The organism is Nitratireductor sp. J20-h4 (assembly GCF_056780505.1).
Genome location: NZ_CM165557.1, coordinates 3,952,989 through 3,967,036, shown reverse-complemented (window position 1 = coordinate 3,967,036; position 14,048 = coordinate 3,952,989). Strand labels below are relative to the sequence as shown.

Below are 14,048 nucleotides of genomic sequence, written 5' to 3'. Positions count from 1 at the left end.
GGTCACAGGACTGCGGGGCAAGCGTCGGGCGCTCTGGCTGTCGAGAACAAAGAAGAGGTTTGAGACGATGGACATCATCCGTCAGCTCGAGGCCGAGCAGGCCGCGAAGATCGAAGAAAAGCGCACGCTCCCCGAATTCGAGCCCGGCGATACCGTGCGCGTCCAGGTGCGCGTCACCGAGGGTACCCGCACCCGCGTGCAGGCCTATGAGGGCGTGTGCATCGCGCGTTCGGGATCGGGCTTCCAGGAAAACTTCACCGTCCGCAAGATCTCCTATGGCGAAGGCGTGGAGCGCGTGTTCCCGGTCTATTCGCCGATGGTCGAGGGCGTCGAGATCGTGCGTCGCGGCAAGGTGCGCCGCGCCAAGCTCTATTATCTGCGCGACCGTCGCGGCAAGTCGGCCCGCATCACCGAAAACACCAGCGTGCGCGCACGCAAGCTGAACGAAAACGACCGCCAGGCCATGCTGGCCGAAAAGGCGCGGATCGAGGCCGAGAAGGTCGCCGCCGCGCAGGCGCTGGCCGCCGAGAAGGCCGCCGCCGAAGCTGCTGAAAAGAGCGGCGGCGAATAGACCTGGGTCGGATCCCAATCGAAAAGGCGGCCTCGGGCCGCCTTTTTTGTTTGTGCCGGCCGATCGGTTGTTTGCGGCCGTGACGCGGCGCGGCTATTGCGCGGCGAGCGCCTTTTCAATCGCGGGGATGAGATCGCCGGTCAGGCTTTGCGGGCTGAGCGGGCCGACATGTTTGAAGCGGATGGTGCCGTCCCGTCCGACCACGAAGGTTTCGGGAACGCCGTAGACGCCCCAGTTGATCGCCGTGCGGCCGGTGCCGTCGGCGCCCACGGCGGCGTAGGGATTGCCGAGTTCGCCGAGGAAGCGCCGCGCGTTCTCGGCTTCGTCCTTGTAATTCAGCCCGGCGACGGTGATCCGCTCGTCGCGGGAGAGCTGCATCAGCAGCGGATGCTCCTGGCGGCAGGGCGCACACCAGGACGCCCACACATTGACCACCGTGACGCGGCCGGGAAAATCCTTGCTCGACAGGCCGGGCATGTCGGTTCCCTCGATCGGCGGCAGGTCGGTCTCGGGCGCCGGCGCGCCGATCAGCGCGGAGGGGATGGCGGCGCCGTCGCGGCCCGACAGGAGCTGGAGCAGAAAAAGCCCCGCCAGCGCGACGAAGAGGGCGAGCGGCACGAACACCATCCAGCGTCGGCTGTTGCGCGGCGGCGTGACGGAACCGGTACTCATGCGGGTGCGTCCTTGGTCTTGGCGTCGGAACGACGGCGCACGCCTTGTGCTTCCAGGGCGGCCAGTTCGGCCTTGCGGGCGCGCTGGTCGAACAGCGTCCAGGCGACCAGACCGCCGATCGCAAGCGCGGACAACCCGTAGGCGGCGGCGACGTAAAACGCATGGGTCATGGCGTGCCTCCCTGCTTGCGGTCGGCGCGGCGCGCGCTGATGCGGCGCATGGCGATAACCCGGCGGCGCCAGATCTCGACGCGCATGGCCATCAGATGCAGGGTGAAGAACAGCAGGGTGAAGCCGGCCGCGCACACCAGCAGCGGCCACAGCAGGCTGGCATGGATTGTCGGCCCGTCGAGGCGGAAGACTGAAGCCGGCTGGTGCAGCGTGTTCCACCAATCGACCGAAAATTTGATGATCGGGATGTTGATGGCGCCGACAAGCGTGACGATGGCGGCGGCGCGCGCCGAGCGCGCCGGATCGTCGAGCGCGCGGGTGAGCGCGATCAGGCCGAGATACATCAAAAACAACACGAAGACGGAGGTCAGGCGCGCGTCCCAGACCCACCAGGTGCCCCACATCGGCTTGCCCCAGATCGAGCCGGTCAAAAGCGCCAACGCGGTGAAGACGGCACCGATCGGCGCGGCTGCCTTCAAGGCGACGTCGGCCAGCGGATGGCGCCACACAAGCGTGCCGAGCGCGGAAATGGCCATCACCGAATAACACATCATGGCCAACCAGGCGAAAGGCACGTGGATATACATAATCCTGACCGTGCTGCCCTGCTGGTAGTCCTGTGGCGCGGTGAAGCCCAGATAGAGCCCGATCGCGATGACGAGCGCGGCCAGGCCGGCCAACCATGGAATGACCGCGCCGGCAAAGGCGAGAAAACGCGTCGGATTGGCCAGATCCATCCAGCGCGAGGAAGAAATCGCGGTTTGGCTCATGGTCCTGTCAATACCTCCACTCGCGAGCCTCTGCAATCGACGGCGATCAAGGCGGCGTGATGGCGCAGAGCGGAATTGCCGTTAGTGCGGGCCGCTGCGCGCTTTTTCGGCGATCCCTTCCAAGATCGCCATCGCCTCCCCAGCGCGGTCGGCCGGCACGAGAAGATGGTCGTGAAAATAGGCCGAAACCGGGTTTACGCCGATACCCGCGGCAGCCAAGGGCGGCAACAGCGCGGCCAGAAAGCCGACCGCCTCGAGTGCGGAATGGATCTCCAGCGTGATCATTTTGCAGGCAAAAACCGGATCGAGGCCACAGTCGAGCGCCTGCCGGCGCGGCACGACCAGCGTCGTGCCCTCGACCTCCTCGAAACGCAGAACCGGCTCGAGGCCGGCCGGTTCGGGTTTTCCCGGTGCGATCGTCACGTAGGCGAGAGGCAGGTCGTGCAGCCTGGGAGCCATGGTGGCGAGCAGCATTTGAAGGTTGGTTTCGCCCGGCATGGCGCGTCAATCCGTCGCCCATCGCAAAGCGGTGGCGGCCGCAACCGGCCCGATCACCGCGAAAAACAGCGTCAGCGCCAGCATGAGCAGGAAAGGCGGCAGAAACGGGTCGGGGTCGGCGACGGCGGCATAGCTGGCCGAAACGCCGAAGATCAGGACGGGGATCATCAGCGGCAGAACGAGCACTGAAACCAGCAATCCGCCGCGCGGCAGGCTGATGGCGACGGCCGCGCCGGTCGCGCCGATGAAGGCGATCGCCGGTGTGCCGAAGAGCAGCGTCAGCGTCGCCGCGCCGATGCCTGCGGGCGACATGTTCATGAACAGGCCGAGCAAAGGCGCGGCGACCACCAGCGGTAGGATGCTCGCCGTCCAGTGAGCCAGGCATTTGACGAACACGGCCAGGGCAAGCATTTGCCGGTCGCGGTTGAGCACCATCAGATCGAGCGCGCCGTCGTCGCGGTCGGCCTGAAACAGGCGGTCGAGCCCGAGCAGGCCGGCAAGCAGCGCGCCGATCCACAGGATCGCCGGACCGATGCGGGCAAGCAGGTTCAGATCCGGGCCGACGCCGAAAGGAATGACGGCGACCACGGCGAGAAAGAACAGGATGCCGACCAGCGCGCCGCCGCCGGCACGGATGCCGAGCCTGAGATCGCGACGGAAGAGCGCTAGCATTGCGCGCCTCCCCCGTGTGCCGGAAAAACGAAGTGCTGCATCCGGGTTACGCGCTCCCCATCCGCAGTTGCTGCGCCTTTTCCAAGGCGAGCGGCAGGTGAGTGGCGGCGACGATCATGCCGCCATCCTCGCAATGGGCGGCCATCAGGTCGGCGAACTGTGCCTCGGAGGCATGGTCGAGACCGGCCGTCGGCTCGTCGAGCAGCCAGACCGGGCGATAGGCCACCAACAGGCGGGCGATCGCGATACGTCGGCGCTGGCCGGTCGACAGGTAGCCGAACGGCAGGTGTCCGATATCGGCGAGGCCGACCATGTCGAGCGCATCGGAGAGCGGCAGATGCGCCTCGCCGAGGAAGTCGCGCCAGAAGGCAAGGTTCTCGGTGACCGTCAGCGCCGTCTTCATCGCGTTCTGGTGGCCGAGATAATGACATGCCGAGGCGATATCCGACCATTTGTCGCCGCCGCCTTCCAGCGCCAGTCGGCCCGCCGCCAGCGGCAGCAGGCCGGCCACGGTGCGCAGCAGCGTCGACTTGCCGATGCCGTTCGGCCCCGTGACGACCAGGGCCCCACCGATCTCCAGCGTGAACCCGATGCCGGAAAAGACGGTTTCGCCGCCGCGTTCTCCGGCAAGGTTGTCGGCGACCAGACGCATTCCACCCCTGCCATTCCCTCCGGCGCCCGGCCGGATGTGCGGTGCGGCAAAATTCCCCGCACCCAGACTGGAAACCTGTTTAGAAAGTCTCTAAGAGATCGGCAACCGTGCCAGCGGTCGGCATGGTAACCAATTTGCGCCGAACCGGCGTCCGCCGCCTTGAACGGACGTGACGCCTGGGAGCGGACAGCGGAAATGGCCGTACCCGCACCTTTGCGCAGCATGCCACAGGAGTCCGTTCCCGCTTTGGCCGAACAGACCAGGATGGGATCGCACGTGTCAAAATCTCTCGACAGCTTCAATTGCCGCCGCACGCTCAAGGTCGGCGACAAGGACTATGTCTATTTCAGCCTGACCGAGGCCGAGAAAAACGGACTGGACGGAATCTCGCGCCTGCCCTTCTCGATGAAGGTGCTTCTGGAAAACCTGCTGCGCAACGAGGACGGGCGTTCCGTCACCAAGGCCGACATCGTGGCCATAAAGTCGTGGTTGGACGACAAGGGCGCGGCCGGCCACGAGATCGCCTATCGCCCGGCGCGCGTGCTGATGCAGGATTTCACCGGCGTGCCGGCAGTCGTTGACCTTGCCGCGATGCGCGATGGCATCAAGGCGCTGGGCGGCGACGCGCAGAAGATCAATCCGCTGGTGCCGGTCGATCTCGTCATCGACCATTCGGTGATCGTCGACGAGTTCGGCAATCCGAACGCCTTCGCGCGCAATGTCGAGCTGGAGTACCAGCGCAACGGCGAGCGCTATCGCTTCCTGAAATGGGGCCAGCAGGCGTTCGAGAATTTCCGCGTCGTGCCGCCTGGCACCGGCATCTGCCATCAGGTCAATCTCGAATATCTCGGCCAGACCGTGTGGACGAAGGACGAGAACGGCGAGACGGTCGCCTATCCCGATACCTGCGTGGGCACGGATTCGCACACCACGATGATCAACGGCCTGGGCGTGCTCGGCTGGGGCGTTGGCGGCATCGAGGCCGAGGCGGCCATGCTCGGCCAGCCGATCTCCATGCTGCTGCCGGAAGTCGTCGGCTTCAAGCTGACCGGTAAGCTGAAGGAAGGCGTGACGGCCACCGACCTGGTGCTGACCGTCGTGCAGATGCTGCGCAAGAAGGGCGTGGTCGGCAAGTTCGTCGAGTTCTTCGGCGACGGCCTCGACGATCTCACCCTCGCCGATGCGGCCACCATCGGCAATATGGGCCCCGAATATGGCGCGACCTGCGGCTTCTTCCCGGTCGATTCGGAAACGCTGAACTATCTCAACGTGTCCGGCCGGACCAAGGAACGCATCGCGCTGGTCGAAGCCTACAGCAAGGCGCAGGGCATGTTCCGCGAGACCGGCAGCGCGGACCCGGTCTTCACCGACACGCTGGAGCTCGACCTCGGCGCGGTCGTGCCGTCCATGGCCGGGCCGAAGCGCCCGGAAGGCCGCATTCCTCTCGAGGGCATCGCCGCCGGCTTCGAGGAGGTGCTCGTTTCGGAATACAAGAAGGACGCTTCCGAGAAGGACAAGCGCTGGCAGGTCGAGGGCCAGGACTACGATCTCGGCCATGGCGACGTGGCGATCGCGGCGATCACGTCGTGCACCAACACCTCGAACCCGTCGGTGCTGATCGGCGCCGGCCTTCTGGCCCGCAACGCCAACCGGCTCGGCCTCAAGCAGAAGCCGTGGGTCAAGACGTCGCTGGCGCCCGGCAGCCAGGTGGTGGCCGAATATCTGGAAAAATCCGGCCTGCAGACCGAACTCGACCAGATCGGTTTCAACCTGGTCGGTTTCGGCTGCACGACCTGTATCGGCAATTCGGGCCCGCTGCCCGGCCCGGTCTCCAAGACCATCAACGACAAGGGCCTGATCGCGGCCGGCGTGCTGTCGGGCAACCGCAATTTCGAAGGCCGGATCTCTCCGGACGTGCAGGCCAACTATCTGGCCTCGCCGCCGCTGGTGGTCGCCTATGCGCTCGCCGGTTCCGTCACCATCGACCTGACCAAGGAGCCGATCGGGCAGGACAAGGACGGCAAGGATGTGTTCCTGAAGGATATCTGGCCCTCCAACCAGGAGATCCAGAGCTTCATCCAGAAGCACGTCACGCGCGACCTGTTCGAGAAGAAATATGCCGAGGTCTTTGCCGGCGACGAAAACTGGCGCGCGGTCGAGGCACCGCAGTCGGAAACCTATGTCTGGGACGACAACTCGACCTATGTGCAGAACCCGCCCTATTTCGCCGGCATGTCGAAGACGGTCAGCGATATCAGCGACATCAAGGGCGCGCGCGTGCTCGGTCTGTTCGGCGACAAGATCACCACCGACCACATCTCGCCCGCCGGCTCCATCAAGGCCCAGTCCCCGGCCGGCAAATATCTGATGGATAACGGCGTCGATGTGATGGATTTCAACCAGTACGGCACCCGGCGCGGCAATCACGAAGTGATGATGCGCGGCACGTTCGCCAATATCCGCATCCGCAACTTCATGCTGGGCGAGAACGGCCGCGAGGGCGGCTATACGATCCACTATCCCTCCAAGGAGGAGATGTCGATCTACGACGCGGCGATGCGCTACAAGCAGGAAGGCGTGCCGCTGGTGATCTTTGCCGGCGTCGAATACGGCAACGGGTCGTCGCGCGACTGGGCGGCCAAGGGCACCAACCTGCTCGGTGTGCGCGCGGTGATCGCCCAGTCCTTCGAGCGTATCCACCGTTCGAACCTGGTCGGGATGGGCGTGATCCCGTTCGTACTCGAGGACGGCGTCTCCTGGGCGTCGCTCGGCCTGAAGGGCGACGAGACCGTCACGATCGAGGGACTGGAGACGATCAAGCCGCGCCAGAAGGTGACCGCCAAGGTGAGCTATGCCGACGGTTCGCGGAAGGACGTGCCGATCCTGTGCCGGATCGATACGCTCGACGAGCTCGACTACTTCAAGAACGGCGGCATCCTGCAATATGTGCTGCGGGATCTGGCGGCCTGACGTCGTCGAAGCCGACCAAAACAGAACGCCTCCCCTGCCCCGCGCCGGGGAGGCGTTTTCACAAGCGGTCAGACGAGGACGCTCCCATGAAGGTAAGACGGATCGTCGCCAATATCGCCACGCCGGACGTTGGCGCCGCCGGCCGGTTCTACCGCGACGCGCTGGGTCTCGATCTTGTGATGGATCACGGCTGGATCGCGACCTATGGCGCGCCGCAGGAGGCGCGCGTGCAGGTGAGCTTCGCATCCGAAGGCGGTTCCGGCACGCCGGTGCCCGATCTGTCGATCGAGGTCGACGACGTCGAGGCCGCGCTTGAGCGATTGACCGCTGCCGGGTTTGAGCCCGAATACGGACCGGTCGACGAGCCCTGGGGCGTGCGGCGGTTTTATGTGCGCGACCCGTTCGGACGCCTCGTCAACATCCTGGCCCACCACTGAGGGCGGCTGACCGGACGCCGGCGTCAGCGCCGGTTGCCGGCAAAACGCGTCGTCGCCGCCAGAAGCACGCCCAGCATCAGACCGTTAAGCGTGTGCCACAGGAAATGCGTGCCGATCGGCAGGGCCGAACATATATCGGGATCGATGGCGCGGAACGTCGCCGAGACGACGAATAGCATCGCCGCGGCGAGATTGTAGCGACCGGCGGGGTGGCCGCGGGCGACAAGCAAGGCACCGAAGAACACGAGCGCCAGCAAGGCCGGCAGGTAACCCAGCGTACCGTTGGTGGCCGCGTTCAACTGGTCGGGCACCAGCCAGGTGACGAGGCCGGCCACGGCGTAGAACGCCACCAATGCGAACAACGACGATGCCAGCGGCAGGCGCAGGAAGCGGCGCAGATTATAGAGCGTGTAGGCGAGCACGAAAGTGGCGATCGGAACGATGTCGGCCCAGATGGTGAGGCGGTTGGCGAAGCTGTGAAACAGGCCAGAGCCGATGCCGATCGCGATGACCCACCAGCACAGGACGGTCGCGAAGCGGCCGGCGTTGCGGCGGCGCGCCTCGCGCAGGCCCCAAAGGCCGGCCGCGACGAATGCGAGATTGGTCAGCGCGTTCAGCGGTTCGGCCCACAATTCCGGCCCGGTGCGTTCGCAATAGATGTCGATCGGATCGAAAAACGTGTTGTTCATGCCCCAACCTTCAGGTGGTATCGGCGGCGACAAAGGGTCACCGCAACGTGACTTCCTGTTGAACCTTCCGCCGGCCTAGTCTTCACCAGTTGGGTAGTCGCGCATTGGCGCCGACGCAAGACGATCGGATAGCGCAGATGAATCTCTATCGCGGGTTGAGGCTGGCGTTCGCCGCCGCCGCGCTTTTCGGCACGGCCGTGGCGGCCGGCGGCGGGGAACAGGCGCGGCCGCGTGGCGTCGTCGAGCTCTTCACGAGCCAGGGCTGCAACTCCTGCCCCAAGGCCGACGCCTATCTCGGCGAACTGGCGCGCAGCGGCGACGTGGTCGCGCTGGCCTACCATGTCGACTACTGGGACTATCTCGGCTGGCGCGACACCATGGCGACGGCGGAGAATACCGGGAGGCAAAGCGAATATGCGCGCGCTCTCGGCGAACGGTCGGTCTATACGCCTCAGGCGGTCGTCAACGGCCGGGTCCATATGAACGGCGCCAGTCGAGACAAGGTCGAGGAGGCGCTCGGCGCGCTCAAGGATGCCGGCAAGGGGCTGACGGTCGACCTGACCCTGTCCGAGGGGGTCGAAAGCGTGATCATCGAGGCGGGCGCCGCGCCCGGAGCCGCGCGCAAGGCAAACCTGCTTCTAGTGTTTTTCGATCCGGTCACGCCGGTCGAAATCAAGCGCGGCGAAAACGCCGGCAAGACGGTCACCTACTGGAACGCCGTCTCGGGCATCCAGTCGGTCGGCATGTGGAGCGGGCGGGAAATCCGCGTCGAGATTCCGGCGAGCGAACTCAAGAAACGCGGCGCGGCGGGCTGCGCGGTGCTGTTGCAGTCGCTCGACGACGACGGCAATCCCGGCGCGATCCTCGGCGCGGCGATCCTCGACATGCCGCAGGGCTGAGGTCGACCTGCCGGCCGCGCAGCCTGGCGGCCGCAATCAGCAAGCGCCCACATACTCAAGCGTCCACATATTGGAGGGATTGCCGCCTGAGGTTGGTTCGGCCCAGCGAGGACACCGTGGGCGGGGGGCTTGGGGTTACAGTGTCAGCGCCAGACCGAACCGTCTCAGGCAACGAGTGGATGTTCGCCATCTATTGGGGCTGGAAACGGGATAATTCGCGGCAGGAATGTGGCGGCCAATCACCAATTCCGACATCGTGTTCCCGAACGTGACCGAGGGCCGTTCCCCAACGACCGCGCGTCGGCCGGCCGGCTGAAGCAAGTGCTTGATGATGCGCGCTTTTGGCCGAAAGCTTGCAATTCGCTGACGAAAGGGCGACCCTTTTGTGGCGAAACTGTCATGGAAGGAAATCGCCCATGGTCACACGCGCCGAGTCCGCGGAGGATACGGACGGTTCCGCTATCCTGATCCCGCTTCACGAGGCGAGGCGGGATCAAAAAAGGGAAGGCCCCGTCACTTTCGAGCGACGCGAACTCGACCAGATCCTGAGGCTGTACGGCCGCATGGTCGCGGCCAATGAATGGCGTGACTACGCGATCGACCACCTCCCCGACCGGGCGGTGTTCTCCGTCTTCCGGCGCACCAGCGAGGTGCCGCTTTTCCAGATCGTCAAAAATCCGAAACTGGCGCGCAAGCAGGGCGCCTATTCGGTTGTCGCCGCAACCGGGCTGATCATGAAACGCGGCCACGAGTTGACGCGCGTGCTCGGCGTTTTCGACAAGCGGCTCAGCCTGGTGGAAGGCTGAGGCCTCATTTCAGACTGAATGGCATCGGGGCCGGTTCACAGCCCGTCGCGGAAATTGCGCTCGGGCAGGGAGGCCGGATCGGGCGGCGCGTCGGCGCCGTCATTCAGCGCCCGCTGCATGAAAATGGTGTCGAGCCAGCGGCCATGCTTGAAGCCGGAGCCTTGGAGCTGTCCGGCATGGCGGAAGCCGAGCGTCTCGTGCAGTCTCACCGAGCCGAGATTGCAGGCGCCGTCGCCGATCACGGCCGCCATCTGGCGAAAGCCGCGTGCCGTCGTTTCCTCGATCAGGCGGGTAAGCAGCAGGCGGCCGAGCCCGCGCCCTTGCGCTGACGGGGCAAGATAGATCGAATCCTCGACCATGAAACGGTAGGCGCGACGCGGGCGGAACGGCCCGACATAGGCGTAGCCGACGACGATGCCGTCGCCGGTTCGGGCGACGAGATAGGGGTATCCGGGTTCGCTCAAGGCCTTGAAGCGAGCCGCCATGTCCGCTTCGCCGGGCGGTTCGAGCTCGTAGCTCGCCGTGCCGTTTACCACCGCGTCGGCGTAGATCGCGGTTATGGCCGGGATGTCGGAGACGGTGGCGGGTGTGATGGCGATGTCGGGCATGGATCACGCTGTCGAATGAAGAGCCCGAAACTCAAGCAGACCAGCGGGCAAAAGAAAAGGGCGGCCGCCGGGCCGCCCTCGTCGTTCCCATGCCTGTCCGGCCGGGCTATTCGCGATTGCCCAGGAAGTGGAGCAGGAACATGAACAGGTTGATGAAGTCGAGATAAAGCCGCAGCGCGCCCATGATCGACTTGCGGCCGGCCACCTCGGCGCCATCGCCCTCGTAGTACATTTCCTTGATCTGCTGGGTGTCGTAGGCGGTCAGGCCTGCGAAGATCAGCACGCCGATCACCGAGATGGCGAACTGCAGCGCGGAAGAACCCAGGAAGATGTTGACGATCATGGCGATGATCAGGCCGAACAGGCCCATCACCAGGAACGAACCCATCGCCGACAGATCGCGCCTGGTCGTATAACCGTAAAGCGACAGCCCGCCGAAGGCGGTGGCGGTGATGAAGAAGGTGCGCACGATACTGGTCCCGGTATAGACCAGGAAGATCGTTGACAGCGACATGCCGACAAGGCCGGCATAGAGCCAGAACGTCGTCTGCGCCGCTGGAACGCTCATTTTGTTGATCCTGAAGGACAGGAAGAACACCATCGCCAACGGCGCCAGGATCACGACCCAGCGAAAGGCCGAGGCGTAAACGAGTTGCCCGAAGGCGGTAAGCTGGCCGTCGACGACGGCGAAGTTGAAGGTGCCCCATGCGGCGAGCCCGGTGATCGCAAGGCCGAGCGCCATCAGGTTGTACACCTTCAGCATGTAGGCGCGCAGCCCCTCGTCTATGTCCGCGCCGGCGCGGGCGGGCGCCGATGCGACACGCGCATTATAGTTGCGAAGGTCAGCCATGTTTTCCTCTTAACTGCTCATGTCTCGTCCGGTGTCGGGCGGGACCGTATGGCCATACGCCCAGGCGCCGCTGGCGAGACTCCAGCATGCCTGTGGGGAATATGATTATTCTTTAGGCCAAGAACAAGCCCTGTTCGCCGCGCCCGGCCGTCGCACAGGCCCGGTTTTCGAACTTTCGGCGCCTGTCGGGCGACACGGTTGACCAAAGGTTAGCGCCGCGTGCCGGTAGCTACAGGTTGCGCAACACCGGCGCGGCCTTATGGCCGAGCACCCGCCAGGTCCCGATCAGGCCGAACCCGACGGTCAGCACCAGCGCGATCAGGATGGTCGACAGTGCGATCTCGGGCATGAATGTGGCGGGCAGTCCCATGATCTGCGACAGCACATACCAGGCTGCCGCACCCCCGGCAGCAAGCGCGAAGGCCGCCGTCGACAGGCCGATCAACCCATATTCGAGCGAAAAGGCGGTCATCAATGTCCGGCGGGTGGCGCCGAGCGTCTTCAACACCACGGCGTCGTGGATGCGCGCGCGGTTGCCGGCGGCGAGCGCGCCCGAAAGCACCAGCACCGAGGCGATCAGCGCAACGGCGGCCGCGCCCCGGATCGCGGTGGCGAGCTGACCGACCAGCCGGTTGACGATGTCGAGCGCGTCCTTGACCCGCACGGTGGTGACGGTCGGAAAGGCGCGGGTGACGGCGTTGAGAATACGCGCTTCGTCCTGCGCGCTGGTATCGGGGATTGTCAGCGTGGCCAGCCACGCGTGCGGTGCGCCGGCAAACGTGTTGGGCGAAAACACCATGACGAAGTTGATCGCCAGCGATTCCCATTCGACACTGCGGAAATTGGCGATCCTGGCGGTGATGTTGCGGCCGAGCACGTTGACCGTGATGGTGTCGCCGAGTTTGAGGCCGAGCTCGCGGCCTTCTTCCTCCGCGAAAGACACCAGCGGCTCGCCGGCATGGTCGGGCGCCCACCAGTCGCCTTCGGCGAGCGTCGAGTTCTCGGGAATGTTTCTGGCATAGGTGATGCCGCGGTCGCCGCGCAGCACCCAGCGACCTTCCGGCGGCACCTCGATCTCCTGCACGTCGACGCCGTTGAATTCCATGATGCGGCCGCGCAGCATCGGCACGCGGACCAGCTTGCCGTCGCCGGCCTGTGTCCGCACCAGTTCGGCGAAGGCGTCGACCTCGGTGTTCTGGATGTCGACGAAGAAGAAATTCGGCGCCCTTTCGGGGAGATTGCCGGCGATCTGACGGCGCAGATTGCCGTCGATCAGCGCCAGCGCGACCAAAAGCGTGAGGCCGAGGCCGAGTGCCAGCACGACCGATGGTGTCAGGGCGCCTGGACGGTGGATGTTGCCGATGGCCAGCCGAAGCGCGGTCGAGCGCACGCGCGGGCTGCGTCGGGCGAGCGCCTGTACCAGCATCCCGACGAGGCGCAGGACGATGAAGGTGACGACCGTGGCGCCGACGAACAAAGCGGCGAGGAGGCGGTCGGTCGAATACCACACGGCCAGTCCCGCCAGAAAGGCGCTGATCGTCAGGGTGGCGGCCAGATAGGCCGGAGCGGGCAGACCGCGCGCCTCGAACCCCATTTCGCGAAACAGGGCGGTGGCCGGAACGGCGCGGGCGCGCCCAAGCGGCAGCAGCGCGAAGGCAAGCGTGACCAACAGGCCGAACAGCGCCGCGATCGCAAGTGCGCCGGGATAGACCGCCGCTTCGGTGGGAACCGGCAGCACGGTGGCAAGCGCCGCCCCGGCGAAGAACGGCACCGCCACCGCGATGACCAGTCCGGCGGCGATGCCGAGCGCGGCGATGATCATGATCTGCACGAGATAGACGGAAAAGACCAGACCGCTCGAGGCGCCGAGGCTCTTCAGCGTCGCGATCACGCCGCGCTTGCCGTCGAGATAGGCGCGCACCGCATTGGCCACGCCGACCCCGCCCACCACCAGCGCGGTGAGACCGACCAGCGTCAGGAACTGCGAAAAGCGGGTGATGTTGGACGACAGCGCCGGCGCGGCGTTGGCCCGCGAACGGATGCTCCAGCCGGCTTCGGGAAAGGCCTCGCGCGCCTGTTCGGCAAGCGCCTGGATGTCGGCCTCGTCGGTCGCCGCGGGCAGGCGCAGCTTGTAGGCATGCTCGACCAGGCTGCCGGGCTGCATCAGTCCCGAGGCCCGCAGGCCGTCGAGCGAGATCATCAGCCGCGGCGCGAAGCCGAAGCCGTCGGAAACCAGGTCGGGTTCGGTTTCGATCACCGCGCGCAGCTCGAATTCGGTGTTGCCGAGCTTCAGCCGCGCGCCCGGCTCAAGCGCCAGCCGCTCGAACAGGAGCGCCGGCGCGGCGGCGCCATGGATACCGTCGCGGGCGGAAAACAGCGCCTCGTGGTCAAGTTGCGGACTGGTTTCCAGCGCGCCGTAGAGCGGGTAGAGACCGTCGACCGCCTTGACCTCGACCAGCGTCTGGTCGGAGCCGTCGGGCAGGCGTGCCATCGAGCGCATCTTGGCGCTGGCGGCAACGGCGCCATGGCTATCGAGGAAAGCGCGTTCTGGTTGCGATGCGACCCGATGCACCAGCTCGAAACGGATGTCGCCGCCCAAAAGTATCTGCCCCTCATTGGCCACGCCCGTAGTGATGGCGCGCGCCAGCGAGTTGACGCCGCCGATCGCGGCAACGCCGAGCGCGATGCAGGCGAGAAAGATCATGAAACCGGACAGACCGCCGCGCATTTCGCGCAACGAAAAGCGGGTGGCGAGGCGCAGCGTGCGGACAAGGCTCATCGACG

At 65.6% G+C, this 14,048-nt stretch carries 15 protein-coding genes; 5 read left to right on the top strand and 10 right to left on the bottom strand.

Annotation, left to right across the window (positions count from 1 at the left end; genetic code table 11):
- Positions 1 to 67 precede the first annotated feature (67 nt).
- The gene (gene rplS / locus ACT2B0_RS19125; protein ID WP_473459881.1) at positions 68 to 571 is read left to right on the top strand and encodes a 50S ribosomal protein L19; all 504 of its coding nucleotides are present in this window, start codon (positions 68 to 70) and stop codon (positions 569 to 571) included.
- Between the two features lie 93 nt (positions 572 to 664).
- On the opposite strand, the gene ACT2B0_RS19120 is transcribed toward rplS, so the two are convergent.
- From ACT2B0_RS19120 to ccmA, 6 genes are all read right to left on the bottom strand, one after another.
- A complete protein-coding gene (locus tag ACT2B0_RS19120; protein WP_348419337.1) occupies positions 665 to 1,243 on the bottom strand; it encodes a DsbE family thiol:disulfide interchange protein in 579 nt (192 codons plus the stop codon).
- Positions 1,240 to 1,413, bottom strand: a complete 174-nt coding sequence (ccmD, locus tag ACT2B0_RS19115) for a heme exporter protein CcmD (RefSeq protein ID WP_473459880.1) — start codon at positions 1,411 to 1,413, stop codon at positions 1,240 to 1,242. The genes ACT2B0_RS19120 and ccmD overlap by 4 nt, the downstream gene beginning before the upstream one ends.
- Positions 1,410 to 2,183, bottom strand: a complete 774-nt coding sequence (locus ACT2B0_RS19110) for a heme ABC transporter permease (RefSeq protein WP_473459879.1) — start codon at positions 2,181 to 2,183, stop codon at positions 1,410 to 1,412. The genes ccmD and ACT2B0_RS19110 overlap by 4 nt, the downstream gene beginning before the upstream one ends.
- A gap of 81 nt (positions 2,184 to 2,264) precedes the next feature.
- On the bottom strand, positions 2,265 to 2,681 hold the full coding sequence (locus ACT2B0_RS19105) for an ACT domain-containing protein (protein WP_348419340.1): 417 nt from the start codon (positions 2,679 to 2,681) through the stop codon (positions 2,265 to 2,267).
- Positions 2,682 to 2,687: 6 nt separating this feature from the next.
- Entirely contained in the window at positions 2,688 to 3,353 is a 666-nt protein-coding gene (gene ccmB, locus ACT2B0_RS19100; protein ID WP_348419341.1) for a heme exporter protein CcmB, read from the bottom strand.
- Positions 3,354 to 3,399: 46 nt separating this feature from the next.
- Positions 3,400 to 4,005: a heme ABC exporter ATP-binding protein CcmA gene (gene ccmA / locus ACT2B0_RS19095; RefSeq protein ID WP_473459878.1), complete on the bottom strand. Its 606-nt coding sequence runs from the start codon at positions 4,003 to 4,005 to the stop codon at positions 3,400 to 3,402.
- Positions 4,006 to 4,281: 276 nt separating this feature from the next.
- Here ccmA and acnA point away from each other — a divergent pair, with 276 nt between their 5' ends.
- Together acnA and ACT2B0_RS19085 are read left to right on the top strand one after the other, a co-directional pair.
- Entirely contained in the window at positions 4,282 to 6,975 is a 2,694-nt protein-coding gene (gene acnA / locus ACT2B0_RS19090; protein WP_473459877.1) for an aconitate hydratase AcnA, read from the top strand.
- Between the two features lie 86 nt (positions 6,976 to 7,061).
- Positions 7,062 to 7,412 (top strand): VOC family protein, encoded by a 351-nt coding sequence (locus ACT2B0_RS19085; protein WP_348419343.1) that lies wholly within the window; start codon positions 7,062 to 7,064, stop codon positions 7,410 to 7,412.
- Between the two features lie 23 nt (positions 7,413 to 7,435).
- Here ACT2B0_RS19085 and ACT2B0_RS19080 read toward each other — a convergent pair whose 3' ends face one another.
- On the bottom strand, positions 7,436 to 8,101 hold the full coding sequence (locus tag ACT2B0_RS19080; RefSeq protein ID WP_348419344.1) for a ceramidase domain-containing protein: 666 nt from the start codon (positions 8,099 to 8,101) through the stop codon (positions 7,436 to 7,438).
- A gap of 137 nt (positions 8,102 to 8,238) precedes the next feature.
- On the opposite strand from ACT2B0_RS19080, the gene ACT2B0_RS19075 reads away from it, so the two are divergent.
- Both ACT2B0_RS19075 and ACT2B0_RS19070 read left to right on the top strand, forming a co-directional pair.
- Positions 8,239 to 9,000, top strand: a complete 762-nt coding sequence (locus ACT2B0_RS19075) for a DUF1223 domain-containing protein (protein ID WP_348419345.1) — start codon at positions 8,239 to 8,241, stop codon at positions 8,998 to 9,000.
- A 416-nt stretch (positions 9,001 to 9,416) separates the two neighbouring features.
- Positions 9,417 to 9,806 (top strand): DUF2794 domain-containing protein, encoded by a 390-nt coding sequence (locus tag ACT2B0_RS19070; RefSeq protein WP_348419346.1) that lies wholly within the window; start codon positions 9,417 to 9,419, stop codon positions 9,804 to 9,806.
- Between the two features lie 35 nt (positions 9,807 to 9,841).
- Here ACT2B0_RS19070 and ACT2B0_RS19065 read toward each other — a convergent pair whose 3' ends face one another.
- The 3 genes from ACT2B0_RS19065 to ACT2B0_RS19055 form a co-directional block, all read right to left on the bottom strand.
- Positions 9,842 to 10,414, bottom strand: coding sequence for a GNAT family N-acetyltransferase (locus ACT2B0_RS19065; RefSeq protein ID WP_348419347.1), 573 nt, complete (start codon positions 10,412 to 10,414; stop codon positions 9,842 to 9,844).
- Between the two features lie 106 nt (positions 10,415 to 10,520).
- A complete protein-coding gene (locus ACT2B0_RS19060; protein WP_473459876.1) occupies positions 10,521 to 11,264 on the bottom strand; it encodes a Bax inhibitor-1/YccA family protein in 744 nt (247 codons plus the stop codon).
- 229 nt (positions 11,265 to 11,493) lie between these two features.
- On the bottom strand, positions 11,494 to 14,043 hold the full coding sequence (locus tag ACT2B0_RS19055) for an ABC transporter permease (RefSeq protein ID WP_473459875.1): 2,550 nt from the start codon (positions 14,041 to 14,043) through the stop codon (positions 11,494 to 11,496).
- Positions 14,044 to 14,048: the final 5 nt, after the last annotated feature.